The 24,001-nt window shown below is 70.0% G+C and carries 28 protein-coding genes; 7 read left to right on the top strand and 21 right to left on the bottom strand.

Annotated features, from left to right (window positions below; all coding sequences use genetic code 11):
- Window positions 1-82: 82 nt before the first annotated feature.
- A complete protein-coding gene (locus ACYQ1K_RS23500) occupies window positions 83-643 on the bottom strand; it encodes a DapH/DapD/GlmU-related protein (RefSeq protein ID WP_459985781.1) in 561 nt (186 codons plus the stop codon).
- Window positions 644-913: 270 nt separating this feature from the next.
- On the opposite strand from ACYQ1K_RS23500, the gene ACYQ1K_RS23505 reads away from it, so the two are divergent.
- Window positions 914-1,252 carry a carboxymuconolactone decarboxylase family protein gene (locus ACYQ1K_RS23505; RefSeq protein ID WP_459985782.1) on the top strand — a complete coding sequence of 113 codons (339 nt, stop codon included), beginning with the start codon at window positions 914-916 and terminating at the stop codon, window positions 1,250-1,252.
- Window positions 1,253-1,410: 158 nt separating this feature from the next.
- Here the strand turns inward: ACYQ1K_RS23505 and ACYQ1K_RS23510 are convergent, their stop codons facing one another.
- Both ACYQ1K_RS23510 and ACYQ1K_RS23515 read right to left on the bottom strand, forming a co-directional pair.
- Window positions 1,411-2,490 (bottom strand): PP2C family protein-serine/threonine phosphatase, encoded by a 1,080-nt coding sequence (locus ACYQ1K_RS23510; RefSeq protein ID WP_459985783.1) that lies wholly within the window; start codon window positions 2,488-2,490, stop codon window positions 1,411-1,413.
- Between the two features lie 157 nt (window positions 2,491-2,647).
- Window positions 2,648-3,136: a hypothetical protein gene (locus tag ACYQ1K_RS23515; RefSeq protein WP_459985785.1), complete on the bottom strand. Its 489-nt coding sequence runs from the start codon at window positions 3,134-3,136 to the stop codon at window positions 2,648-2,650.
- Window positions 3,137-3,379: 243 nt separating this feature from the next.
- Between ACYQ1K_RS23515 and ACYQ1K_RS23520 the strand changes: the two genes are divergently transcribed.
- Window positions 3,380-3,883, top strand: a complete 504-nt coding sequence (locus ACYQ1K_RS23520) for a hypothetical protein (protein ID WP_459985786.1) — start codon at window positions 3,380-3,382, stop codon at window positions 3,881-3,883.
- A 24-nt stretch (window positions 3,884-3,907) separates the two neighbouring features.
- Here the strand turns inward: ACYQ1K_RS23520 and ACYQ1K_RS23525 are convergent, their stop codons facing one another.
- Both ACYQ1K_RS23525 and ACYQ1K_RS23530 read right to left on the bottom strand, forming a co-directional pair.
- On the bottom strand, window positions 3,908-4,303 hold the full coding sequence (locus ACYQ1K_RS23525; RefSeq protein ID WP_459985788.1) for a hypothetical protein: 396 nt from the start codon (window positions 4,301-4,303) through the stop codon (window positions 3,908-3,910).
- 202 nt (window positions 4,304-4,505) lie between these two features.
- Window positions 4,506-4,808, bottom strand: a complete 303-nt coding sequence (locus tag ACYQ1K_RS23530; RefSeq protein ID WP_459985790.1) for a hypothetical protein — start codon at window positions 4,806-4,808, stop codon at window positions 4,506-4,508.
- A 387-nt stretch (window positions 4,809-5,195) separates the two neighbouring features.
- Here ACYQ1K_RS23530 and ACYQ1K_RS23535 point away from each other — a divergent pair, with 387 nt between their 5' ends.
- Together ACYQ1K_RS23535 and ACYQ1K_RS23540 are read left to right on the top strand one after the other, a co-directional pair.
- Window positions 5,196-5,588 (top strand): hypothetical protein, encoded by a 393-nt coding sequence (locus ACYQ1K_RS23535; protein ID WP_459985791.1) that lies wholly within the window; start codon window positions 5,196-5,198, stop codon window positions 5,586-5,588.
- A 98-nt stretch (window positions 5,589-5,686) separates the two neighbouring features.
- Window positions 5,687-5,965, top strand: a complete 279-nt coding sequence (locus ACYQ1K_RS23540; protein ID WP_459985792.1) for a hypothetical protein — start codon at window positions 5,687-5,689, stop codon at window positions 5,963-5,965.
- Window positions 5,966-6,078: 113 nt separating this feature from the next.
- Here ACYQ1K_RS23540 and ACYQ1K_RS23545 read toward each other — a convergent pair whose 3' ends face one another.
- Window positions 6,079-6,534: a DUF6869 domain-containing protein gene (locus ACYQ1K_RS23545; RefSeq protein ID WP_459985794.1), complete on the bottom strand. Its 456-nt coding sequence runs from the start codon at window positions 6,532-6,534 to the stop codon at window positions 6,079-6,081.
- A 197-nt stretch (window positions 6,535-6,731) separates the two neighbouring features.
- On the opposite strand from ACYQ1K_RS23545, the gene ACYQ1K_RS23550 reads away from it, so the two are divergent.
- The gene (locus tag ACYQ1K_RS23550; protein ID WP_459985795.1) at window positions 6,732-8,186 is read left to right on the top strand and encodes a protein adenylyltransferase SelO; all 1,455 of its coding nucleotides are present in this window, start codon (window positions 6,732-6,734) and stop codon (window positions 8,184-8,186) included.
- A gap of 338 nt (window positions 8,187-8,524) precedes the next feature.
- Here ACYQ1K_RS23550 and ACYQ1K_RS23555 read toward each other — a convergent pair whose 3' ends face one another.
- Window positions 8,525-8,962: a VOC family protein gene (locus ACYQ1K_RS23555; protein ID WP_459985796.1), complete on the bottom strand. Its 438-nt coding sequence runs from the start codon at window positions 8,960-8,962 to the stop codon at window positions 8,525-8,527.
- A 243-nt stretch (window positions 8,963-9,205) separates the two neighbouring features.
- Between ACYQ1K_RS23555 and ACYQ1K_RS23560 the strand changes: the two genes are divergently transcribed.
- A complete protein-coding gene (locus tag ACYQ1K_RS23560) occupies window positions 9,206-9,817 on the top strand; it encodes a hypothetical protein (protein WP_459985798.1) in 612 nt (203 codons plus the stop codon).
- Between the two features lie 24 nt (window positions 9,818-9,841).
- Here ACYQ1K_RS23560 and ACYQ1K_RS23565 read toward each other — a convergent pair whose 3' ends face one another.
- The 13 genes from ACYQ1K_RS23565 to ACYQ1K_RS23625 all read right to left on the bottom strand — a co-directional run bounded on the left by ACYQ1K_RS23565 (window position 9,842) and on the right by ACYQ1K_RS23625 (window position 20,507).
- Window positions 9,842-10,987 carry a CDP-glycerol glycerophosphotransferase family protein gene (locus tag ACYQ1K_RS23565; protein ID WP_459985799.1) on the bottom strand — a complete coding sequence of 382 codons (1,146 nt, stop codon included), beginning with the start codon at window positions 10,985-10,987 and terminating at the stop codon, window positions 9,842-9,844.
- A gap of 53 nt (window positions 10,988-11,040) precedes the next feature.
- Window positions 11,041-12,207 (bottom strand): GGDEF domain-containing protein, encoded by a 1,167-nt coding sequence (locus tag ACYQ1K_RS23570; protein WP_459985800.1) that lies wholly within the window; start codon window positions 12,205-12,207, stop codon window positions 11,041-11,043.
- A 21-nt stretch (window positions 12,208-12,228) separates the two neighbouring features.
- A complete protein-coding gene (der, locus tag ACYQ1K_RS23575) occupies window positions 12,229-13,593 on the bottom strand; it encodes a ribosome biogenesis GTPase Der (RefSeq protein WP_459985801.1) in 1,365 nt (454 codons plus the stop codon).
- Window positions 13,586-14,395: a lysophospholipid acyltransferase family protein gene (locus ACYQ1K_RS23580; RefSeq protein ID WP_459985802.1), complete on the bottom strand. Its 810-nt coding sequence runs from the start codon at window positions 14,393-14,395 to the stop codon at window positions 13,586-13,588. The genes der and ACYQ1K_RS23580 overlap by 8 nt, the downstream gene beginning before the upstream one ends.
- Window positions 14,396-14,414: 19 nt before the next feature.
- Entirely contained in the window at window positions 14,415-15,110 is a 696-nt protein-coding gene (gene cmk, locus ACYQ1K_RS23585; RefSeq protein ID WP_459985803.1) for a (d)CMP kinase, read from the bottom strand.
- Between the two features lie 11 nt (window positions 15,111-15,121).
- A complete protein-coding gene (locus ACYQ1K_RS23590) occupies window positions 15,122-16,204 on the bottom strand; it encodes a prephenate dehydrogenase (protein ID WP_459985804.1) in 1,083 nt (360 codons plus the stop codon).
- Window positions 16,197-16,373 (bottom strand): hypothetical protein, encoded by a 177-nt coding sequence (locus ACYQ1K_RS23595; RefSeq protein ID WP_459985805.1) that lies wholly within the window; start codon window positions 16,371-16,373, stop codon window positions 16,197-16,199. The genes ACYQ1K_RS23590 and ACYQ1K_RS23595 overlap by 8 nt, the downstream gene beginning before the upstream one ends.
- Window positions 16,374-16,425: 52 nt before the next feature.
- The gene (locus tag ACYQ1K_RS23600) at window positions 16,426-17,184 is read right to left on the bottom strand and encodes a pseudouridine synthase (RefSeq protein ID WP_459985806.1); all 759 of its coding nucleotides are present in this window, start codon (window positions 17,182-17,184) and stop codon (window positions 16,426-16,428) included.
- Complete coding sequence (gene scpB, locus ACYQ1K_RS23605) at window positions 17,177-17,917, bottom strand: SMC-Scp complex subunit ScpB (protein WP_459985808.1); 741 nt, start codon at window positions 17,915-17,917, stop codon at window positions 17,177-17,179. The genes ACYQ1K_RS23600 and scpB overlap by 8 nt, the downstream gene beginning before the upstream one ends.
- Window positions 17,910-18,821, bottom strand: a complete 912-nt coding sequence (locus tag ACYQ1K_RS23610; protein ID WP_459985809.1) for a segregation and condensation protein A — start codon at window positions 18,819-18,821, stop codon at window positions 17,910-17,912. Before ACYQ1K_RS23610 ends, scpB begins: the two co-directional genes overlap by 8 nt.
- Before the next feature lie 8 nt (window positions 18,822-18,829).
- Window positions 18,830-19,171 (bottom strand): hypothetical protein, encoded by a 342-nt coding sequence (locus tag ACYQ1K_RS23615; protein WP_459985810.1) that lies wholly within the window; start codon window positions 19,169-19,171, stop codon window positions 18,830-18,832.
- Window positions 19,156-19,971 (bottom strand): ParA family protein, encoded by an 816-nt coding sequence (locus ACYQ1K_RS23620; protein ID WP_459985843.1) that lies wholly within the window; start codon window positions 19,969-19,971, stop codon window positions 19,156-19,158. The genes ACYQ1K_RS23615 and ACYQ1K_RS23620 overlap by 16 nt, the downstream gene beginning before the upstream one ends.
- Before the next feature lie 245 nt (window positions 19,972-20,216).
- Complete coding sequence (locus tag ACYQ1K_RS23625; RefSeq protein ID WP_459985812.1) at window positions 20,217-20,507, bottom strand: GNAT family N-acetyltransferase; 291 nt, start codon at window positions 20,505-20,507, stop codon at window positions 20,217-20,219.
- 111 nt (window positions 20,508-20,618) lie between these two features.
- Here ACYQ1K_RS23625 and ACYQ1K_RS23630 point away from each other — a divergent pair, with 111 nt between their 5' ends.
- Window positions 20,619-21,038 carry a pyridoxamine 5'-phosphate oxidase family protein gene (locus ACYQ1K_RS23630; RefSeq protein ID WP_459985814.1) on the top strand — a complete coding sequence of 140 codons (420 nt, stop codon included), beginning with the start codon at window positions 20,619-20,621 and terminating at the stop codon, window positions 21,036-21,038.
- Between the two features lie 391 nt (window positions 21,039-21,429).
- Here ACYQ1K_RS23630 and ACYQ1K_RS23635 read toward each other — a convergent pair whose 3' ends face one another.
- Window positions 21,430-23,976 carry a DEAD/DEAH box helicase gene (locus tag ACYQ1K_RS23635; RefSeq protein WP_459985815.1) on the bottom strand — a complete coding sequence of 849 codons (2,547 nt, stop codon included), beginning with the start codon at window positions 23,974-23,976 and terminating at the stop codon, window positions 21,430-21,432.
- Between the last annotated feature and the right edge of the window lie 25 nt (window positions 23,977-24,001).

Raw genomic sequence — 24,001 nt, forward strand, 5'->3', positions numbered from 1 at the left:
TCGCGGCCTCACGTGGCTGAAGCCGACCGATCACGCCCCGGCAGCCGGGCAACGCCGCTGCCCCAGCCGCCGAAGCAGCCGCCTACTGAGGCGGTGCTTCTTCGAGGTCACGTCGCTTGACATGGCCGGCGCTGCTCACGACGCAGTTCGGCGGCACGTCCTTGGCGACGACAGCGCCGGCGGCCACGACGGATCCGTCGCCGATACGTACCCCAGGCGCGACCGTGACGTTCGCGCCGAGCCAGACGTTCGCCCCGATGGTGATCGGCGCCGTCGTGATTCCGCCGTATCGCTCAGCAGGCTGGACCGGATGCCCCGCCGTGCTGAGCGTGACACCGGGTCCGATCATCGTCTGATGACCGATGGTGATCCCGCCGAGGTCGTAGAACGCGCAGTTCTGGTTCACGAAGACGTTCTCCCCGAACTTCAGGCCGAGTCCGTGGTCACAGTAGAACGGCGGATAGATCGTCACAGTCTCGGGCATAGGGCGCCCGAGAATCTCGCTCAAGATGGCATTGCGAGTCACGAGGTCGTTGTGGCGCAGCACGTTGAGGCGCGAAGTGAGGTCCATGACGACGTGCACGCGCTCGATAGCAGCTCGTGACTCGGGCGTACGCCGACGAATCAGCCGCTCGTTCTCCACAAACGATTGATCCTGCCACGTCGGGCAGATGCCTGCCGCGAAACTCGCCGCCGCGCCTCCAGCGTCGGCTCCTAGAGCTCGCCCTTGTCAGCAGAAGCGTGCACCCTCAATCGTGACGCGAGCGCCCGCTCGGCCACATGTCCGACCATTCACCATCCTCGGGTGATGGCGGGCGTGCCTCCGGCCGGGTTGGGTGCTGGTGCAGCACATACCCATGGCTGCGATCACGCAGATAGCGGATGGCTATCCCATCAGAAGTGGAGTGTGAAGATGGCAACTGGAAACGCCCCCGTGCTCGAGACCGTGCTGCAGATGACGGCCGCCTCGTTCGAGCACACCGAACTCGACGCACGATCGCTGCTGCTCGTCCGGCTCGCTGCCCTGGCGGCCGTCGACGCACCCGTGGCCTCATACCTCATGCATGTCGGCCCCGGGGCGGACACGGGCCTCACCGTCGACGACGTGCAGGACGTGCTGATCGGCGTGGCGCCGGTGATCGGCACCGCGCGCACCGTGGCGGCAGCCGCAAACATCGTGGAGGCCCTCGGATTCGCCATCGCGCTCGTTGAGGAGGCGCTGGACGAGGACTTGAAGGAGGGGACCGAGTAGATGGCCCTCACCCCCGCCGCGACCTGAACTCCGCGAGCGGGTCCCTCGACAACGGCCTTTACGTCTTCTTCAGCGGGTTGATCGGTGCGCCGTACGACTTCATCGCAGGCGGGCGCACCTCGGCTCCCGGGTACGGCGAGGCCTACTTCGGCGGCCGGCTACGCGGTCACGGTGGCCGACGTCGGCACGGGCAGGTGCTCGACGACCACGAGGGCGAGGTCGTCCTCCAGGCGGCCACGGTGGACATGATCGGTGACAGCCGCGACGGTTCCTTCCAGGACGTCGTCGACGGACCCGACCCGCATCTGGGCACCAAGCGACAGGACGGGGAAGAACTCTCCTGCAGGGTTGCGCGCCTCGGTGAGCCCGTCGGTGTACATCAACAGCCTGTCGCCGGGGCGCCACGGCAGCACGGTCTCGGCGTAGCCGCCCGAAAGCTGACCGAGCCCGAGACCGAGCGGCAACCCCGCCGGCAGGTCGAGGATGTGGGTGCCGGATGCTTCGGCGAGCTGAGGGCCGGGGTGGCCGGCGCTGACGACGCGCATGACACCCGGCTCGGTGACGTCGAGGAGGAGTGCGGTCACGAACTCCTCCTCGCCGAAGAAGCCCGCGAGGTAGTCGTCCATCTCGGCGGCCACCTCAGGAAGGGTCGGCTGCAGGGCAGCGGCTTGACGGAAGACGCGGATGACGCGTGCGGCCTGCTCCACGCCGGCGATGCCCTTGCCACGGACGTCTCCGATGAGGAGCCGCACGTGGTCACGTGAGGTGTAGCAGTCGTAGAGGTCTCCCCCGACGAGGGCGCCCCGTGCAGCTGAGTGGTAGCGGGCTGCGATGCCGACGGGCCCTGCGTGTGCCGGGAGGATGGGCAGGATGGCGCGCTGGGCGACCTCGGCGATCAGCGAGACCTCGGCGAGGTGGCGTTCCCGGTGGACTCGGACTGCCGCGATGGCGACCGCTGCCGCGCCGACGAGCACGACGTTGAGCACGCGGACGGTCTGCTGCGCCGTACCGAAGGAGTGGTTCCAGGTGCCGGACAGCAGGGCGGCGGCCACTGCGGCCGAAGCGATCGCAGCGGTTCCGCCGGCTGACACGACCGCGCAGGCGATGAGCGGCGCGAGCCCGAACAGGGCGGTCAGGATGACCGCATCCGGCGGGACCGAGGCGTCGATGACGACGAGCAGCACCAGCACCGATGACGCCAATGCGGCGCCGGCCGCCTGCATGCGGTCTCGCGTCATCGCCACTCCTGTCGCCTGCGGTCCGGACGTAGGCTGCGAGAACGTTAGGCGTCGCGGTGGCTGCCGCCGTACGAACCCCACAGATTTTACCTAGTGAGGGTCCCGGGCTTCTGGAGGAGCGAACCGAGCCGGCCAAGCGCACAGCCGACACGGCGCCTTACCCTTGCTTGGATGTGACCGCTTCCTCGACCTTGGCGAGCATGTCCCTCTCTCGGTCGCTGACCTGTTCCGCCTTGAAGCCCATGAAGCCGCCCTCCTTGGCGGCGTCGGCGGCCGCCTGAGAGACCTGGACCAGCCAGCGTCCGAACGCCTCGGCCTCGGCCGGCTCAGCCTGAGCGGCCACGAGCGCCGACACAGTCCGGAGCTCCTCGAGGACCTGATCCCCAACGGGGCTGCCGGTGGTCGGCTTGAACCCCTTGAGCGGGTTGTGGTGCTGCTGTGTGATGGCCTGCAGGTCCAACGCGACGTCGGTGAGGAGCTGCTCCCGGGTCGGCGGGTTGGTGGCTGCCTTGAGGGTCGCCATGGTCTCCCTGCCCATCTCGAACGGGCCCCCGGGGTCGGCAACCGAGATCGCCATCCCGGCCACGAACGGGGCGCGCACGATGCGGGCCCACGTCTCTTCATCGAAGTCGGTCTTGCTCGTCACAGCGGGTCACCTCTCCTGCCGGGTCGTCTCATCCGCGTGATGAGCGGGGATAGTGCCAGCCATCACGGCGCTTTACCTTCCTGAGCGTGCCCGCCAGGGAGGGCAGCGGGTTCACCCGATGCGGGTGGCTACAGACGCCGTCGGCCCTGATTCGGTGACGTTCGCAGGAACGAGGCATCCCAACACCACAACGTGGGTACGTCGCACCCGCACACCACACCGTTGCGCCGAAAGGACCTTCCCATGGACGAGCTCGACAACCTCGCGGTCGACCCGCTCGGCTCCCTCGCTCCCGGGGCGGCGCAGGTCGCGAAAGCCCTCGGACTTCTCAGCGACCTGCTCGGCACGGCCCCCGTCCGCACCCAGCGCTGGGAGCCGCGAGACCGAGGCAACGGCCTGAGCTACCGCCTGTGGGACGCGCTTCCCCTTGTGCACACCCTCGCGGCAGCCGACCAGGTCACCGAGGCCGACGCCGTTCATGCCATCCAAGCCGCAGTGCGCCAGGTCAAGACCGACGAGGACGCCATCGTCGTTCTGAGCGATCAACTGGCCGACCTCGGCGTAGAGACCCTGAGGGACTTCATGGGCCGCACCATCGAGCTGGAGACCCACGCACCCCTCAACCTCGGCGCGTATGCGGTCAGTATGGTCGACTCCGACACCATGCAAGAGATCTACGCGCGCACGGCGGCAGCGCTGTGCGAGCGCGCGATTCCGAGTCTGCCCACGCAGCCGACGGCAGCCTGACGACGGCCTGCGCCGCAGATGCGGTCACCCGCGCGCGACGTCCTTCCAACACCGGCCCGGGTCGGCGACCCTCTGCCATAATGCTCCCGCCCACGTGCGGAATGGAGGCAGCGCAATGGCCGACGGGTCTAGGTCCGACCGTTCGTTGGCCGCGCCGCCGAGGTGGATCCGTCTGATGTACTTCTTGTCGCTCTTGGTCGTCGTCCCGAACATGGTGTCGAGACAGGGTTGGGTGCTTGGTTTGATCACGCTCGTGGTGTTCGGCTTGATGGGACTGGTGGCGGCGACCGACCCGAGCGGGGCGACGGCATGGGTGCGGCGCCACCCCGGAATCGACAGCGTGATGCTTGGAGCGTTGGTCTTCGTCGGCAGCGCATACCTCACCTGCCGGCCTGTCTCGGCCTGCTTGCTGTTGGGCATTGGAGCCCTGGCCCTCGGAGCGCTGCTGGGAACTGGGAAACGTCGGCGCGGGGTGCCGAACGCGGGCTGAAGCCGGTTCTGACCCGACAACACCGGCTCCCGCGTTCCTCGCAGAAACGCCGACGCTGGCATCCTCCGCGTCGCGACTGGCGCACGCACCTCGGCAGATCCGCGCGGATCGCGGCTGCGGATGCTCCCTGGGTCAGTCGCGAAGGTGGGAGGCGTTCAGGCGGAGGTCCCGGAAGTCGACGACGGCCAAGTGGGCCGCCGAGACCAACTCCACCAGGTCGCCGTTGGCGACCACCCAGATGTTTTCGCTGACCTGCTCGGGCGGCGAGGACTCTCCGTAGCAGTCGTGCCGCGCAAGGTCCAGAAGTGCGAGAGCATCGAGCGCTGCATCTGCCTTGCTGCGAAACGCCTCGGTAGCGCGTGGACGTCTGGCTCTTTGTCGGTCTTCGTTGCTCGCCGTCGCGCACAAAGTGCGTCTCAGCGACGGGCCGCTCATCGGCAGATCCGATCGTTCGTGGCCGTGGTTCGGCCCTCTTGCCCATCGTCCTAGTCGATACTTGACCGCGTGGTCGACAGAGTGTTCCAGAGTCGGAGTTGGAGCAATGACCTTCGGGGGCTCACAGATGACGGCGTGCGGGAGCGGCTCCGTCTCGCTGGGAAACGCGAGCGCGCAGCGCTCGCCAAAGGCATGGGACGCAACCCGAAGGCGGGCCGCTGGTGGCGGGAAAGGTTGCGCGAGGCTGAGGCCGAACTCGAACGCCGAGGCCTCGTGCCCTAGCCGGAAGGCGTTCGTGCGCAGGTCGACTCGACCGATGTCGTCGCCGACATCCCGTCGAATTCGCAATGCGCCGTCACAGCCGCTGCGTGCGACATGCTGACGCCCGTGTCGCTGACCATCAGTGTGATTGCACTCGCGATAGTGACTGCCGTCTACCTCGTGGCGTGCTTGTTTCAGCGCGGAGAATCCCAGGAACGACGTAGGGCATCGCTGCTGATCCTGCCGCTCGGCGCTCCCCCGATGTTCGCGAAGATGCAGATCGTCGGAGACTCGGTCGTGGCGTTCGTGCAGATGCTGACGTTCGCGCAGCTAGGGCTCTTGGTCGCCACACTGGGACGCCCAGCACGGATTGTGGACTTGTCCTTCGCCGGCACGGACGAGGAGCGACAAGATCAGCGTCGTCGACGGCAAATACGTCTCACCCAGTACGCCTTCATTGGTCTTGGCGCCTTCGTCGTACTCCTCTACCAGGTTGCCGGCTGGACATTCTTCGAGTGATCCGAGGGCGGTGCGCCCTCTGGCCAATGCGTCTGGTCGCGGCTGGATCCCGTAAGTCACTTCGGCGGCGGCGGCGGCGGAACGGTAGCCTCCGTCTCGTGTCCTCGCTCGATTCGATCCGCATGTCCCACCTGCGGCTCTGGCACGGCTTTCTGATCGGTGCCGTCCTCCCGCTGGCGACGGATGCTCTCTACTTCCTCGGCGGCGTGGCCGATGCCTCCAAATGGTCGTGGCGACTCGTCATCGCAGGCGTCGGGATCGGCTTGGCTCTATCGGCCGACCGCCGATGGTCCGGTTTCGGCAAGGGGCTCTTCATCGGTGCCGCTACCTCAGTGCCCATCATCGTTGCCGCAGTCCTCGTGACCGCGATCGTGTAATCGACACCTCCGCACCGCTCGCCGAGGAAGGGGAAACCGGAGCCGGCCCGAAGTAGTTCCAGCGGCGCTCGCTCGTCGGCAGATCCGGCTCGCGTGGCGGCAGACGCGGTCGTTCAGTCTCCTCGTGCCGTCAGATCGCGAGCACCCAATGGCACCAGCCGGGATCTGACCTCGGTGTCGACCTCAATGCCGAGCCATACGTCGCCCAGGGCACCCTTGAACGTCGCATGATGCCGGGCGACGCGTTCGACCTCGCCGAGCACCGTCGCGCCGTTGCCCGAATGCGAGAGAAGATCCTCCAGCGGGCCTGCGCCGACCCAGCCGAGTTCGTCCTCCCCTGACGCTGCTGCCCGCTCGGCCAACACCGTCAGGACAGCCACGACACCGTCTATGGCCCTGTCAATCATCTCGCCGATGAACTCACAAGCAGGGCCGTGCTCGTCACCGCGCCACTCGTCGAGCCACGCATCGGCCCACTCGACCGCCGTTGACCATCTCGTGGTGACGCCGTAGAAGTCGACCAACTCGCAACAGCCATCGGACATGTACTGAGCGGACACGACCGTCATCGTTGCATCACCGACGGCAACGCGGTGTTGAAGAGCGAAATCCAGCGTGAGAGAGCCCCTCGCGCCCGGCGGCGTCATCCGGGCGTCGGGGCGAACGCTCGCCCCAGCGGCGTGTCGACCTGGCAGCCATTGTGGCCCTCACCGTCGACCCCGGACACGACCTCGACGCCGTTCGCCGAGTCCGTACGCTTGGCTAGGTGACCACGGGCTCCGCTACGACCGTCTTTCAGCACCGGTTCGCCGACGAGCTGGGTGAGCTGGCGCTGCCGTGGCAGGCGGCGGAAGCACCGGATCCCCGCCTGCTGCTGCTCAACCACGACCTCGCGCTCGAGCTCGGGCTCGACCCGGAGGAGCTGGGCACCTCCAGGGGTCTGGGTCTGCTCACCGGCACCCGGGTGCCCCCGGGGGCGACACCGGTGGCTCAGGCGTACGCCGGCCACCAGTTCGGCGGCTACTCCCCCCGGCTCGGCGACGGTCGGGCGCTGCTGCTCGGCGAGCTCACCGACCACGAGGGTCGGCTCCGCGATCTGCACTTGAAGGGCTCCGGCCGCACGCCGTTCTCCCGCGGGGGCGACGGTCTGGCCGCGGTCGGCCCGATGCTGCGCGAGTACGTCATGGGCGAGGCCATGCACGCCCTCGGCGTACCGACGACCCGCGCGCTCGCGGTGGTCGCCACCGGCCGGCCGGTGCACCGCGAGACCGTCCTTCCCGGTGCGGTGCTCGCACGGGTCGCGAGCAGCCACCTGCGCGTCGGCACCTTTCAGTACACCGCCGCCACCGGCGACCTCGGCCTGCTGCGTAGGCTGGCCGACTTCGCCATCGAGCGTCACCATCCCGCCGCAGCCTCGACCGAGCACCCCTACCGCGCTCTCTTCGAGAGCGTCGTCGTGGCGCAGGCTGAGCTTGTTGCGCGCTGGATGCTCCTCGGGTTCGTCCACGGTGTGATGAACACCGACAACATGACGATCTCCGGCGAGACGATCGACTACGGCCCGTGCGCCTTCATGGAGTCCTTCGATCCCGCCACGGTGTTCAGCTCCATCGACACCGGTGGGCGCTACGCCTACGGCAACCAGCCCGTCGCCGCGGAGTGGAACCTCGCACGATTCGCCGAGAGCCTCCTTCCGCTGCTGGCTGATGACCAGGACGCCGCCGTTGCGCTGGCCGTCGAGTCGCTGGGCCGCTTCACGCCGACCTACTCCGCCGCCTGGTCCACCGGGCTCCGCGCCAAGCTCGGACTGTCCGGGACCATCGACGGGGCCGACGAGCTGGCCGAGGAGCTCGTCGAACTCCTGCGCGCCGACCACGTCGACTGGACCAGCGGCTTCCGTGCCCTGGGCTCCGCCGCTCGTGGCTCCGTCGAGCCGCTGCGTGGGCTGTTCCTGAACCTGTCCGGCATCGACGATTGGCTCGCCCGCTGGCTCGCCCTCTCCCCCGACGCCGGTCTCCTCGACCGCACGAACCCGCTCTACATCCCGCGCAACCACCTCGTGGAGGACGCCCTGGACGCAGCCACCACCGGTGACCTCGCCCCGGTCCGGCAACTGGTCGAGGTGGTGCGTGATCCCTGGACTGAGCGGCCCGGCCTTCACCGATACGCCGTACCAGCTCCCGAGGAGTTCGGCCGCTACACCACCTACTGCGGGACCTGAGCGACGCGGAACGTACTGGGCCTGCATGCCTCCGGCGGGTGCGGGTCCGCTGACAGGCCCTCCCGGCCCGGCTCGAACGGGCTGCCTCCCTCACCGTGGATCTGGACAGCAAGCCGGGCGGCAGCCCACTGCCGAGGGCGGGTCCGACAAGGACGTCACATCGACCCTAGCTGGGCCGCTGACCGACCTGGTCGACGGCGCGTCACCGATGAAGAAGAAGCCTCGAATCGGCGGTGAGACGCCGGCGACGTAGGCGGTGAGGAAGTGGACGCCATGTCGGCTGAGGTCGTCGCGGGCGCTGTCGTTCTCGGCTGGGCGTCATGCAGCGATCGGTGCCGTCATCTCTTCTTCAGTTGCTCGGCAAGCATGACGATGATGCCACTGGGGCCGCGGACGTAGGTGAGCTTGTAGATGTCTTCGTACCTCGCTACGCCGCGGAGAGGATGGCAGCCATGTCGCGCGGCGATCTCGAGGGCCTCATCGATGTCGTCGACCGAGAAGGCGACGCGGTGCATGCCGATCTCGTTGGGCCGGGTGGGCTCGGTCTCGATCGCGTCCGGGTGGATGTACTCGAAGAGCTCGAGGCGACCGGTCGCGTCGGGGGTCTCGAGCATGGCGATGTTGGCGTGGTTGCCGTCGAGGCCGACGGCCGTGTCGGTCCACTCTCCGCTGACGGTGTCGCGGCCGAGGACAGTGAGGCCGAGGTCAGTGAAGAACGCGATCGCCTCCTCGAGGTCGCGCACGGCGATACCGACGTTCTCGAGTCTGATGGGCATACCCTGCACGCTACCGAGTGACCGCGATTCGCTCGGGACAGCGGGCCTCAGGATCGACTCCGCTCGCTCACGCGCGGCTCGATTCGGAGATGCCCCGGGTTCCACGGCGGGAAGAGACAGAGCCGGTCTGGGCCGAGGACCCTGCGCAGCCCGAAAACGTCCGCTCCGGACCTTGGACCCTGGTCGGCGATCGTTGCGGAGAGGAGCATCGCCATGACGCACCCATGTCGGAGGGAGCGAGGCGTGACACTTCGACAAGACATCGGCATCGACCTGTACTGGCTGCCGCTCGGCGCCGGCGAGAGGACCGGCGTCGTACGCTCGAGCGGGCGGATCTTCGAGTGGCTGACCGCCGGAGTCGAGCACCGCGAGCGGCGTGACCTCTACCACGCGGCGCTGGAGGTCGCCGTGGACGGCGAGCGGTGGGCGATCGAGATGGGCCCGGTCTGGCAGCACCGCGGCAACCCGGATCGTGGGGTGGTGTGCGAGGGGCCGGTCGGCCTGCGAGTGCTCGGCCACTCGAGATTCTTCCGCTACGAGGTGCGGTGCTGGCGGGGCGGCGTGATCCCGGATGCGGCGTACGCCGTCGACAGCCCCCGACGGTTGAGCAGCAACGCGGACCAGGCGCGCAGGCTGCTGGCCGTCGCGCCGGGGTTCCCCCGCGCCACCTGGGGCCGCGACGAGCAGCACACTGGCGAGATGTGGAACTCCAACTCCTTGGTGGCCTGGTTGCTCGCGCGCAGCGGGCACGACATGACCGGGATCGACCCACCCCGGCATGGCCGCGCGCCCGGCTGGGCCGCGGGCGTGAGGGCCGCCGAACGCATCGACCGCCTCGATGCCCGAACGGGCTGAGGCCATCCCGCCGGCCGACACCCGTCAGGCGGAGGCGACCTCGCCGTCGAGAGGCGATCCCACGCCGACGAGCCGGTCCCGCAGGGAGACGAGTACGCCGATCTCGCCGAAGAACCGTTCGGTGCTCTCCCCCACGCGCACGTCGTCGAAGTAGTGATGCCGCATCGCTGCCCGCGCGATGCGGTGCTCGTCGTGCTCGAGGCGCATGGCGACGAGGTCGGTCAGCCCCGCCAGGCTGTGACCGTCGATGACGTCGGCGCAGCGGCTGACCGGCACCTCCTGGCGCAGGCGCTCCGCGTCGTGGTGCCGGTCGGTGATGAAGATCGGCTTCTCGGTGCGCAGGTAGAGCCAGTCCAGCCCGACCGAGGAGACGTCGGTGACCATCGCGTCGCAGGTCGGCATGACGGCGAGAATGTCGCCTTCGGTCACAGCCTCGTGCCCGGCGTCGGGATCCAGACGCGCCGCGTCCTCGATCATCGCGAGCACGAGGAGGTGGTTCTGGCGGACTCCGGGCGTGGTGCTCGTCGTCACCTTGGGATGCGGCTTGTAGACCAGACGCACGTGAGGGACGGCGAGGATCGACCGGACGATCGCCGGTCCGAACACGTCGACAGAGGTGTAGTCGTTGTACTCGGCGTCGCCCTCCCAGGTGGGCGCGTAGAGCACGGTCCGCCGGTCGCTCTCCGGCAGGATCGGGTCGGGACGCAGGTCGAGCTGGGGACGCCCGATCCGGACCAGCTTGGTGGCGTCGAGCTCCATCAGCCCGGCGAGGTGGCGTTGGACGGCTGCCTCACCGGCCACGAAGACTCGGTCGTAGGCCTTCGCGTTGTTGCTCACCATGCTCTGCTTGTCGCTCTCGCCGTGGTTGATGTGCACGTGCAGCATCCGCCCGTGCAGCAGCGACTGGAAGTTGCGCATCCCGTTGTTGCAGTAGACCGCGATCTTCGCGTCGAGCTCCTCGTAGAGGTCCACGAGCTCGGAGAACTCCTCGGCGACGAGCACCGGCAGGCTGGTCGACTGCTCGACGATCGCGCCCGTGTCGGCCTCACGCAGCACGATGGCGACGCGATGGACCTGATCGAGGCGTTCGAGCACCGGCAGCCACTGCAGCAGCTGGTAGACGCGGGTCGGGTCGTCCCCGAAGTAGGCGATCAGGTCAGGCTTCAGCACGGGCGAATTGTAGGTCCGCGGGAGGCCTCCCACAGCATCCGGCAACAAGACTTTCACTCAGCGCGCACGACGTTGCCGAAGCCAGTTCTCTTGGCGCGGTAGAGAGCCGCATCGGCCCGGGCCAGAGACACGTCGAGACCGGAGGCGCGATCGACCTCGGCGATGCCGAAGCTGACGGTCGGGAGCGGGTAGTCGCCGCGCTTCGCACCGGCGGCGAGCCTCTGTCCTATCGCCTTCGTGGTCTCCTCCGGGCGCCTGCCGTCATGGTGTGGCAGGAGCAGGACGAACTCGTCCCCGCCGAGTCGTGCGGCCACCTCGCCGCCCCGTAGCTCGGCGCGGCAGGCAGCGGCGAACGCGATGAGGGCGTCGTCGCCACTGGCGTGCCCGTAGTGGTCGTTGAGCAGCTTGAAGTCGTCGAAGTCAGCCATGACGACGTAGCCCGGTCGTGCCTCGTGTCGTGAGCGGCGCACGAAGTGCTCGGCCCTGGCCTCGAAGGCGGCTCGGTTGAGCAGTCCGGTGAGCGGGTCGTGAGTCGCCGCCCGGCGCAGCTCGTCGGTCAGCTGCGACTGCGCGAGCGCCGACATGTTGTAGGTGACCACGACGAGCAGCACCAACAGGAGCAGCGTCGTGTTGTTGGCGCCCACGTAGTGCTCGAACAGATCGGAGTCCGGCCCGGCCGTGACGAAGAGGCACCAGCGGGCGAAGTAGAAGACGGTCACCAGGGCCGAGCAGCCCGCCATCGACAGAAGGGCGACGTCGTACCCCGGGGAGGCGCTTCGGCTCTCGGCTCGCACCCGCCACGCCCGCCAGATCTCCCCGGTCCCCACGAGGTAGTAGCCGCAGATGGTGGCCAGGTAGACGGGCCCGCCGGTCCACACGTCGTGCACGGGATCGTCGAGCAGCGAGACCGCCAGGACGATGATGGCGGGCACCACCAGGACCGACGCCGGCGTTCCGCGCAGCCGAAGGGAGCGCCCGGCCGCGTAGACACAGGCCGACCCCAGGACAGCGGCCGTGTTGCCGAGCGGGTTGGCCACCACTTGGACGGGGGACTCGTTGAAGAGGAAGAGCACCGCGCTGACGAGGTAGAGCAGCAGCGACAGCACCCACCACCCACTGAACGCTGACCGGGTGCCTCGATAGGTCCCGAAGTAGAACAGCACCAGCACGCAGAACGCGACGAGACTGAACGTCACTCGCAGCGTGACGGTGTCCAGCACGATGACAGGTTAGCGGCCGGGCTAGCGCTTGCGCTTCTCGCGCACCCGTTGCTGCAGGACGATCGGCGTGCCGACGAAGCCGAACTCCTCCCGCAGCCGCCGCTCGATGAAGCGCTCGTACGACGCATCCAGCTTGCCGGACGTGAAGAGGATGAAGGTCGGCGGCGCGGTGCTGGGCTGCGTCCCGAACAGGATCTTCGGCTGCTTGCCGCCCCTGACGGGGTGCGGGTGCTCCGAGACGAGCCGCCCCAGGAAGGTGTTGAGCGCACCGGTCCCGACGCGCGTCTCCCAGCCCTCCAGCGCCTTGTCGAGCGCGGGGACGAGGCGGTCGATGTGCCAACCGGTGCGGGCGGTGATGTTGATGCGCGGCGCCCATTGCACCTGCACCAGCTCGCGCTCGATCTCACGCTCGAGGTAGTAGCGGCGCTCGTCGTCGACGAGGTCCCACTTGTTGAACGCGATCACCAGCGCGCGGCCGGCCTCACGCACCGTCTGCAGGATGCGGACGTCCTGCTCGGCGATGCTCTGATCGGCATCCAGGACCAGGACGGCCACCTCGGCGCGGTCGATGGCGGTCGAGGTGCGCAACGACGCGTAGTACTCGTGGCCCGATGCCTCCTTGACCCGCTTGCGGATGCCCGCGGTGTCGATGAAGCGCCAGGTGCGATCGCCCAGCTCGACGAGCTCGTCGACGGGGTCGACCGTGGTCCCGGCGACGTTGTCGACGACGACCCGCTCCTCCCCTGCCAGCTTGTTGAGCAGCGAGGACTTGCCGACGTTCGGTCGTCCGACGATCGCGACCCGCCGCGGGCCGCCGACCTCGACGCCGTCGTCGAAGGGAGGCGGCTCGGGAAGGGCCGCCAGCACGGCGTCGAGCATGTCGCCGGACCCGCGACCGTGCAGCGCGGAGACGGGGTAGGGCTCCCCCAGTCCGAGGTTCCAGAGCGCGTAGGCCTCGCTCTCGGCGCGCAGGTCGTCGACCTTGTTCGCCGCGAGCACGACCGGCTTGCCGGACTTGCGCAGCACTCGGACGACCGCCTCGTCGGCGTCCGTGATCCCGACTGTGGCGTCGACGACGAACAGGACGGCGTCGGCGAGGCTGACCGCGATCTCGGCCTGGGCGGCGATCCGCTCGGCCAGACCACGAGCGTCGGGGTCCCAGCCACCGGTGTCGACGACCGTGAAGGCGCGCCCGCTCCACTCGGCGTCGTAGGACACCCGGTCCCGGGTCACGCCCGGGCGGTCCTCGACGACCGCCTCCCGCCGGCCGATGATGCGGTTGACCAGCGTCGACTTGCCGACGTTGGGTCGGCCGACGACAGCGAGCACGGGCACGGGGCCCGCGGGCTCCTCGTGCTCGTCCGCTTCGGCGAAGTGCTCAGTCATCGTGCTCCTGGTTCGGGGTGGGGTCGGTGGCCTCGTGCAAGGCTCGGTCGCTCAGCGCGGTAGCGGGGTCGGGCTCGCGGTCGGTGGCGGGCAGCGGACCGGGCAGCTCGAGCCCCATGTCGGCGCGCGCCGACTCGAGGTGCTCGAGGAGCCGCCGCTGGAGCAACCGCGACAGGGTGTCGACTTGTTCCCGGGTCCGCGGCCAGGGCGTGCGGTCGACGGCGACGGGGTCGCCGATGACGATGTCGATCCGGCTCCCGGCCGGGGGCCGCGAGTCCGTGCCGCCACCCGGCAGACGGGTGCCGAAGAACACGAGCGGGACGACGCTCGCCCCGGCAGCGAGGGCGAGGTACGCCGTCCCCCGGTGGAACCGCCTCAGCTCACCGTCGCCGCGCGTCCCTTCGGGGAAGATGCCGACGACGCCGCCGTCGCGAAGCACTCGCAGGGCGGCCTTGAGCGCGGCCGGGTCGGGGTGGAAGCGATCGAGGGGGATCTGACCGCTCTGGCGCAGGAACGATCCCGTCCCTCCGGTGAACATGTCGACCTTCGTCAGGGCGTGCACGGGTCGCGGGAGGGCGATGGCCAGGAGGGGACCGTCCAGCCACCCGATGTGGTTGGCCGCCACGACCACCGGCCCTCGGGGCGGCAGTCGGTCGGCGCCGGCGACGCGGACGTCGTAGCGCCGCGCCATGAGGTGCTGCACCAGCGGCCGCAGGACGGGGTTGCGCAGGAGGTGGGTGTGGGGGTGTCGCACGTCCTCGGTGCGCGGCAGATCCCGCCCCCGGAGGGGCCGGGCGCTCACGGCGCGCTCGGCAGCACGGTCACGCGTCGGCTCGCGCGTGCTCGGCGACGCGCCCGGCGAGCGCGACGACCTGGTCGATCACCTCGGCGAGGGAGTAGGGCGTGGTGTCGACGTGGATGGCGCCTTCGGGGACGGCCAACCCGCCGCGGGTGGAGTCGATGCGGTCGCGGCTCTCCAGTGACGCACGGACGGCCGTCGCATCTGAGCCACCCTCCTCCTGCGCGCGCCGGGCGGCGCGCGCTACGGGATCGGCGGTCACATACAGCTTGAGGTCGGCCTCGGGCCAGACCACCGTGCCGATGTCACGGCCCTCCACCACGATGCCCCGCCCCTCGAGCGCGTCCTCGATGACGGCCCGCTGGAGAGCGATGAGCCGCGCGCGCACCGCGGGGACGGTCGCGACGGGTGAGACGTGCTCATTGACGATCTCGCTGCGGATCTCGACCGAGACGTCCTCGCCATCGAGCGTGATGGTGGGCGCGAGCGGATCGGTCCCGGAGACGATGACCGGGGCGGCGACCCGAGCCGCGACCGCGGAGGCGTCGTGCGCGTCGACCGCGTGCGAGAGCATCCACCACGTCATCGCGCGATACATGGCGCCGGTGTCGAGGTAGCGCAGACCCAGCCGGTCGGCGACGCCGCGCGACGTGCTCGACTTGCCGGAGCCGGAGGTGCCGTCGACGGCGATCACGAGACCGGAGTGGAAGCTGCTCACGGACCCCCACACTACCGGTGCGTCACCCAGCCTTGGGATTCGAGCGAGCTGAGCAGGTGCTCGGCCTGGCTGTCCGCGACGAGCAGCTCGACCAGGCCCACGGGGCGACCCGGATCGTGGTCGATGTGGACGTCCTCGATGTTCACGCCGCTCGTCCCGGCATCGGCGAACAGGCGCGCGAGCTCGCCCGGATGGTCGGGCACCGAGACGAAGACGGAGCGGGTCGGCTGTGCGGGGCCTCCATGCTTGCCCGGGATCGCGTGGGTGCCCGCCACACCCTGGGCGAGCAGGCCCTCGAGGACGTGTCGGTCGCCCCGGGTGACGGCCGCGATGAGGCGGTCGAGGTCGGCCCGGACCTCGACGAGGAGCTCCCCGACGGCGGCGGCGTTGCCCGAGACGATCTGTCCGTAGAGGACAGGGCTGCCCGCCGCGACGCGCGTCACGTCGCGCACCCCCTGTCCCGAGAGCGCCAGGTGCTCGACAGGTGCGTCCGCGAGCCGGCCGGCGACCAGGGCGGCCACCAGATGCGGGACGTGCGAGATCCGGGCCACCGCGCGGTCGTGCTCGGCGGGGTCCAGACGGACCGTGACCGCACCGCACACTCGGGCGAGCGCCTCCACGAGGGCGATCGCCGCCGGCTGTGCGTCGGGGTGGGGCGTGATGGCCCACGGGCGCCCGTCGAAGAGCGCGGCCGAGGCCGCAAGCGGACCGGAGCGCTCGCTGCCGGCCATCGGGTGGCTGCCGACGTACCGACGAACCTCCGGGCCGCCTCCGAGGGCGGCCAGGGGGGCGGTCTTGACGCTGCCGACATCGGTGACGACCGCGCCCTCGATGTGGGCGGTCCTGGCCAGCTCCTCCGCGATCACCGACCCCAGCAGGTCCGGCGGCACGGCGACGACCACCAGCTGAGGACGGTCCTCCGGCTCACGGGCGCGGCCCGCTCCCAGGCCGCTGGCCGTGCGGAGGTGCTTGCTCGAGGTGTCGGAGAGGAGCACCTCGATGCCCGCCCGCCGCAGCGCAAGCGCGATGGAGGTGCCCAGCAGCCCGGTGCCGACCACCTCGACCGGTCCGGTGAGCACGTCCGCATCACCCATCGCTGCGGACCTTGACGAGGTCGCGGCGCAGGTGCGCGGAGCTGAGGTCGTCGACGCTGAGCCCGGCCGCCGCGAGCCCGTCGCTCACCAGCTCGGCCACCCGGTCGTACATGTGCTGCTCGTCGCCGATGTCGAGCTGGGTCGCGCCTCGGACGGCCCTGACTGCCACTGGTGCTCCTCGCCTCGGTTGTGTGCCCCAGAAGGCTACCCAGCAGGGGTCGCTACAGCTTCGCCGCGTCCAGGAGCTCACCGAGCTCGTCAGTGGTCAGGTCGCGCAGCTCGCCTGGCTTGAGGCGGCCGAGCGCGACCGGCCCGATACGCGTCCGCGTGAGCCGGGTGACGGGATGCCCGACGTGCTCCAGCAGACGTCGCATGATCCGGTTGCGTCCTTCGTGGATCACGAGCTCCACGATCGACTTGGCTGCCGCGGCCTCGATGATGCGCGCCTTCGACACCGTGACGGGCCCGTCCTCCAGGGTGACGCCCTCCACCAGCTGCTTGAGGACCCGCGGGTAGACCTGACCCGCCACCTCGGCGACGTACGTCTTGTCGACCTCGTAGGACGGGTGCGCGAGCCGGTGGGCGAAGTCCCCGTCGTTGGTGAGGATGATCAGCCCCGAGGTGTCGGTGTCGAGGCGTCCGACGTGGAAGAGCCGCTCCGGGCGGTCCTCGACCAGGTCCTGCAGCGTCCGACGCCCTTCCGGGTCCGACATCGTCGACACCACACCCCGCGGCTTGTTGAGCGCGAGGTAGACCTTCTCCGAGATCGGCGGAAGGCGCTTGCCGGAGACGCGGATGACATCGATGGCCGGATCGACCTTCGTGCCGAGACGGGTGACCACCTCGCCGTTCACCTCGACCTCGCCCTCGAGCATCAGCTCCTCGCTGCGGCGACGGGAGGCGACGCCGGCGAGGGCGAGCAGCTTCTGCAGGCGGATCAGACCCTCGTCGTCCAGCGGAAGGTCGAGGCGCTCACTCATCGGTGTCCGTGCTCTCCTGCGGTGTGGCGTCCTCGGCGGGCGTGTCCTCGGGCTTGTCCGTGAGCGCGTTGTCGGTTGCGTCCTCGGGCGTGTCGGCGAGCGCGTTGTCGGTTGCGTCCTCGGGTGCTGTGGCGCCGGCGCCGCCGGCCGCCATCTCGCTCAGCTCGTCCTCCAGGTCCTCCGGGTCGGGCAGGTACGGCGCCAGCTCGGGCAGCTCGTCGAGGCTGGTGACCCCGATGCGCTCGAGGAAGTAGCCGGTCGTGCGATAGAGGTTCGCGCCTGTCTCGTGGTCCTGCCCCGCCTCCTCGACCAGCCCGCGGGTCAGGAGCGTCCGCATGACCCCGTCCACGTTGACGCCACGGATCGCGGAGACCCGGGCCCGCGAGACGGGCTGCTTGTAGGCGACCACTGCGAGCGTCTCGAGCGCCGCCTGGGTCAGCCGGGCCTGCTGGCCCTCCAGCACGAAGCCCTCGACGACGGCGGCGTACTCCTCGCGGGTGTAGAAGCGCCAGCCGCCCGCCACGTTGCGCAGGTCGAACCCGCGGCCCTGCTCGGTGTACTCGGTGGCCAACGCCGCGAGCGCCGCCTCCACCTCGTCCCTCGGGTGGCCGACGGCGGTCGCGAGCGTCGCCACATCCAGCGGCTGGTCGGCCACCATCAGCACGGCCTCGAGGCTCGGCCTCAGCTCCGTCACCGCCACGGCGAGCATCTCCTCGCTCGCGGGCTCACTCATCGTCGCTCTCCTCGTCTCCTGCGGACGCCGCGTCCGCGTCCTGCCCGGTCGGCGGTGCGCCGTCGAACTCGTCCTGGATCATCCGGTCGACATCGGTGTCCTCGTCACCGGTCCACCGCACCGTCAGCTCGCCGAGGGCCGTCACCTGGTCGAACGCGACAGCTCCTTCGCGGAAGAGCTCGAGCAGCGACAGGAACCGCGCGACGGTGGTCATGGTGTCGGGAGAGTCGCCGCACAGCGCGCGGAAGGTGAGCGTGCCGCTGCGTCGCAACCGGTCCACGACGATGGCCGCCTGCTCGCGCACGCTCACCGCCGGAGCATGGATGTGGTGCAGGGTCAGCTCGGGCGGTCCTGGCTTCGGGGCGAGCGCCTTCGCCGCCAGCTCGGCGAACTGCTGCAGCCCGATGCCGATCAGCACCTCGGGCAGCAGGTTCGCGAAGCGATCCTCCAGGCCGACAGCGCGAGGGTGCCGCGTCGACTCCTCGCTCAGCCGACGCTCGAGCACTCCGGCGACCTGCTTGAACGCCTTGTACTGCAGCAGTCGCGCGAACAGCAGGTCGCGCGCCTCGAGGAGGGCGAGGTCCTCCTCGTCCTCGACGTCGCCGGCCGGCAGCAGCCGCGCCGCCTTCAGGTCCAGCAGCGTCGCGGCCACGAGCAGGAACGACGACGTCTGCTCGAGGTCCCACTCGGGACCACCTGCCTTGACGTGGGCGATGAACTCGTCGGTGACCTTGGCGAGTGCGACCTCGGTGATGTCGAGCTTGTGCTTGGAGATCAGGCTGAGGAGGAGGTCGAAGGGGCCCTCGAAGTTGTCGAGCCGGACGGCGAAGCCGTGCTCGCCCGCTCCGTCGGTCTCGACCGGGCCGTCCGTCTCGGTCGGTTCGGGCGCGCTCGTCGTGACCATCGCCGGCGTCAGTCCTGGCGCAGCCGCTGGACCAGCGCGCTGTCGTGGCCGTTGGCCTCGAGGTCGGCGAGCACGAGGGCCACGGCCTCGCGGACCAGGCGTCCGCGGTCGACGGCCAGGCCGTGGGACCGACGCAGCGAGAGCCGTGCATGCTCGAGGTCGAGCAGCTCTTCGGAGGTGATGTAGACCGTCATCTTCTCGTCGTGACGCACTCGCCCGCTCGAGCGCCGACGGCCGCTCGCGTCCTCGGCGACCGTCGGGTCCGCGTCCGGCTCGACGCTCTCCTGCCGCTTCTCGATGGTGGGGCGGAAGAGGTCGTCGGCCTTGGGCATGCTCACGCGGCGTGCCACCGGGCGAGCACCTCCCTCGCGAGCTGGCGGTAGGCGTCGGCGCCGGGCGAGGTGGAGGCGTAGGAGGTGATGGGCTCGCCGGCCACGGTCGAGTCCGAGAACTTCACGGTCCGCCGGATGACCGTGTGGAACACCGTCTCGCCCCACGCCTGGACGAGCCGCTCCATGACCTCCCGCGAGTGCAGGGTGCGGCCGTCGTACATCGTGCCGAGGAGGCCGTCGATGTGGAGCTTGGGGTTGAGTCGCTCCTGCACCTTGTCGATCGTGGACTTCAGCAGGGCGACGCCGCGCAAGGCGAAGTACTCGCACTCCAGCGGCACGATGACCCCGTCGGCCGTGGTGAGGGCGTTGACGGTCAGCAGTCCGAGGGAGGGCTGGCAGTCGATGAGGACGACGTCGTACTCCCCCAGCGCCGGTGCGAGGACCCGCGCCAGCGTCTGCTCCCGCCCGACCTCGTGGACCAGTTGGACCTCGGCGGCCGAGAGCTCGATGTTGGACGGCAGCAGGTCCATGCCTGGAACCCCGCTCGGGACGACGACGTCGCCGACCTTGACGTCCCGCTCCATCAGCAGGTTGTAGACCGTCAGGTCCATGTCGTGTGGGTTGAGCCCGAGCCCGACTGACAGCGACCCCTGCGGGTCGAAGTCGACGAGGAGGACGCGGCGGCCGTACTCCGCGAGCGCGGCACCCAGGTTGATCGCCGTCGTCGTCTTCCCGACGCCGCCCTTCTGGTTGCACATCGCCACCACGCGAGCCGGACCGTGCGAGGTCAGTGCGGTGGGCTCGGGGATGGTCGGCATGGTGCGTCCGGTGGGACCGAGCGCGCCGCCCGGGGCCTCGAAGGGCAGGGTGTCGGACAACGCGGTCCTCGCTTCCTGGCGAAATGTCGACAGGCCGACTTGTGGGCCGGCTCCGGGCGAGGTTATGACCGCCGTCGATCGCGCCACAACCCGGGGTCGCCAAACCCCCAGACCGGCCCTCAGCCCTGTGCACGGACGCTCGGTCAGACGCACAGGTTTTCCCTGCTTGTGGATTGATCTGTGGATCAGCTGGTGTGCAGGAGGTCCTGGTATTCGGGGTGCTTGTCGATCCAGCCCTTGATGAAGGGGCACTGCGGCACGACCTCGCGGTCGCCATGCGCACGGACGTCGTCCAGGGCACCACGCGCGAGCTCCGACCCCACGCCGCGCCCCTCGAACGCGTCGTCCACCTCCGTGTGGAGGAAGACGATGGTGTGGTCGGTCAGACGGTAGACCGCGATGCCGGCCAGCTCGTCCCCCAGCCAGGCCTCGTAGCGGTTCTCGGCTGGGTTGTCGCGGACCTCGACGTCGCTCATGCGGACAACCCTAGTGACGAGCCGGTGACGGCCCGGTCAGCCGCATGCCAGCCCGCCGCCCGCCGCCCGCCGCCGGTCGCCGGTCGCCGGTCGTCCGGGAGAATCCGCCTCATGACCAGCTGGATCCCAGGATGGGACGCGTTCCCGCCCGACCTGCTCGAGTTCTGGACGGAGCGCCACCTGTGCACCTTGGCCACCGTGCGCGCCGACGGCCGTCCCCACGTCGTCCCCGTCGGGGTCGTGCTCGACCACGAGGAGCAGTGTGCCTGGGTGATCACCTCCCGGACGTCGCAGAAGGCGCGGAGGATCGCGGCGGCGCCGGCCGACCTGCCCGTGGCGGCCTGTCAGGTGGACGGCCGGCGCTGGTCCACCCTGGAGGGCCGGGCTCGCGTGCTGACCGATCCTGACGCGGTGCGCCGTGCCGAGACCTGCTACGCCGGCCGCTACCGTCAGCCCCGTCCGAACCCCGCCCGCGTCGCGCTCCGGATCCACGTCGACCGGTTCCTGGTGTCGGCCGCGTTGGCCGGCTGAGTCGTTGCGCGCGCTCGGGATCGCATCGCGCTCGGTCGGCTGCGCTCGCGCCCCGCCCCATCAGCGCCCCGCCCCGTCAGCGCCCCGCCCCGTCAGCGCCCCGCCCCGTCAGCGCCCCGCCCCGGTCACCTTGCTCCCACCACTGTCAGGTCGCAGTCGATTGACTGTGACCTGGAAGTGCCCCGAAGTCGCTGCGGCGCCCCGGCGGCGTGCTGGGTGGTGCGCCTACGAGCCTGTCGTCCGGGAGACCGGTTTCGTCAGCGCGTTTCGTCAGCGCGCGCGAGGGACTCAGGCGCACCCTGAAGGCGATCCCGACCCCGGAGCGGCCCGGCCGACACCGAGGTCGGCGCGATGTCCCTCGGGCCGCAGGTCAGCCAGCTGCGCCCGCATCTCACAGTGGGCCCATGCGCGTCACGGTCAGGGCGAGCTCGCCGAGCGCGTCCGACGCGTCGAGATCGACCTGCGCCTCGATCACCCAGTCCCGGTCCCCCGCAGGGTCGGCCAGTGTCTGCCGCACGTGCCGCACGCGACGCCCGTCGACGACGCCGTCGCTCACCGCGAGGTACGACGGCCCTCGGGCGCCCGCGTCGAGCAGCACCTCGTCGTGGTCGGCGTAGTAGTCCTCCAGCGCGGCGTCCCAGGCCGCGGCGTCCATCGCCGGCTCGCGGGGCGGGTCGAAGCGTGCGGCGTCGGTGCGGTCCAGCGCAGCCAGCCCTCGGACGTCGTCGTGGGCGACCAGCTCGACGCGGCGCCACATCGCGTTGCGCACCATGACGGCGAACGCGCGCGTCTGCTGGCTGATGGGCCTGGGCGGCGGAGGCGGCTCGTGGTGCGCGACGTCGGCGCGGGCGTGGGCAGGATCGGCCAACGCCTCCCACTCGTCGAGGAGCGAGGAGTCGGTCTGGCGCACGGTCTCCCCGAGCCACTCGATCAGGTCGCCGAGCGCAGGGGTGCGATGCGCCTCGGGCACCGTGTGCAGGCACGTCTTGTACGCATCGGTGAGGTAGCGCAGCACGAGCCCCTCGGACCGCGCCAACTGGTAGCGGCCGACGAGGTCGGTGAAGGTCATGGCCTGCTCATACATCTCACGCACGATGGACTTGGGGTCGAGCGCGTCCTCGGGCAGCCACGGATGCGACTGCCGGTAGGTCTCATAGAGGCCCTCCAGCAGCTCGGCGAGCGGCCGCGGCCACGTGATCTCCTCGAGCAGCGCCATCCGCTCGTCGTAGTCGAGCCCGTCCGCCTTCATCTCCGCGATGGCCTCGCCGCGGGCCGCGTGCTGCTGGGCGAACAGGATCTGGCGCGGCGCCTCCAGCACCGACTCCACGACGGAGACCACCTCGACCGTGTGCTCGGCGCTCTCGTGGTCGAGCACGTCGAGCGCCGCGAGGGCGAAGTGCGCGAGCGGCTGGTTGAGCGCGAAGTCGGGCGGCAGGTCGTCGGTGAGGACGTAGCGCCGCCCGAAGGCGTCCGGCTCCTCGAGCCGCCTCAACACGCCGGAGGCCACCAGCGACCGCGCCAGCCGCAGCGCGCGACGCGCCAGCCTGACCTGACTGCGCCGGTCCTCGTGGTTGTCGGTGAGCAGTCTCCTCAGGACGCCGAAGGCATCCTGCTCACGAGCCACGACGTTGAGGATCATCGCGTTGTCGACCTTCATCCGCGAGCCGAGAGGCTCCGGCCGACCCTCGACGAGCTTCGCGAACGTCGCCTCGGTCCAGACGACGGTGCCCTCCGGCGGCTTCTTCAGCTGCGCCTTGGAGTTCTTCTTGCCCGCTGCCTGACGCTCGGCGGCCTTCGCCTTGGCCTTCTCGTTCTCGATGACGTGCTCGGGCGCCTGGACGACGACGTACCCCGCCGTGTCGTAGCCCGCGCGGCCGGCGCGGCCGGCGATCTGAAGGAACTCCCGGGTGCGCAGCACCCGCTGGCGCTGCCCGTCGAACTTGGCCAGGCCGGTGAACAGCACCGTGCGGATGGGCACGTTGATGCCCACCCCTAGCGTGTCGGTCCCGCAGATGACGCGGAGGAGCCCGGCCTGGGCGAGCTGCTCGACCAGCCGGCGGTAGCGGGGCAGCATCCCCGCATGGTGGACGCCGATGCCCTTGCGCAGCAGGCTGCCGAGCGTCTTGCCGAACCCGGCACCGAACCGTACGCCGGCCAGCCGCTCCTTCAGCTCGGCGGACGCTCCCCCGCCGACCCACCCCGCCTTGAGCAGCGTCGTCGCGTGCTCGACGGCGGCCGCCTGGGTGAAGTGAACGACGTAGACCGGCCCTTGCCCGGTCGTGACCAGCTCCTCCAGCGTCTCGTCGAGCGGTGTGAGGGACCACGTGAAGGTGAGGGGCACCGGTCTCTCGGCCCGGTCCACGATCGCGGTCTCCCGCCCGGTCCGCCGGGTGAGGTCCTCCGCGATCGAGGTCATGTCACCGAGGGTGGCCGACATCAGCAGGAACTGCGCCTGCGGCAGCTCCAGGAGCGGCACCTGCCACGCCCAGCCGCGGTCGGGCTCGGCGTAGTAGTGGAACTCGTCCATGACGACGAGGCCGATGTCGGCCGCGGCCCCCTCGCGCAGCGCGATGTTGGCGAGCACCTCGGCGGTGCAGCAGATCACCGGGGCGTCGGCGTTCACGGACGCGTCCCCGGTCAGCATCCCGACGTTGTCGGCGCCGAGCACCTCGCAGAGGTCGAAGAACTTCTCACTCACCAGCGCCTTGATGGGCGCGGTGTAGAACGAGACGCGGTCAGTCGCCAGGGCCGCCGCGTGCGCGCCCAGGGCGACGAGGGACTTGCCCGACCCGGTCGGCGTCGCGAGGACGACGTTGCTGCCGCCGAGCAGCTCGATGATCGCCTCGTCCTGATGTGGGTAGAGCGCGAGCCCGCGCGATGAGGCGTACGAGGACACGGCGTCGTAGACCTCGTCGGGCGTGGCTCCGGGGGCGGGCACCCAGGCGCCCGCCCCCGGAGAGAGA

The sequence above is a fragment of the Nocardioides sp. AN3 genome (assembly GCF_054653495.1).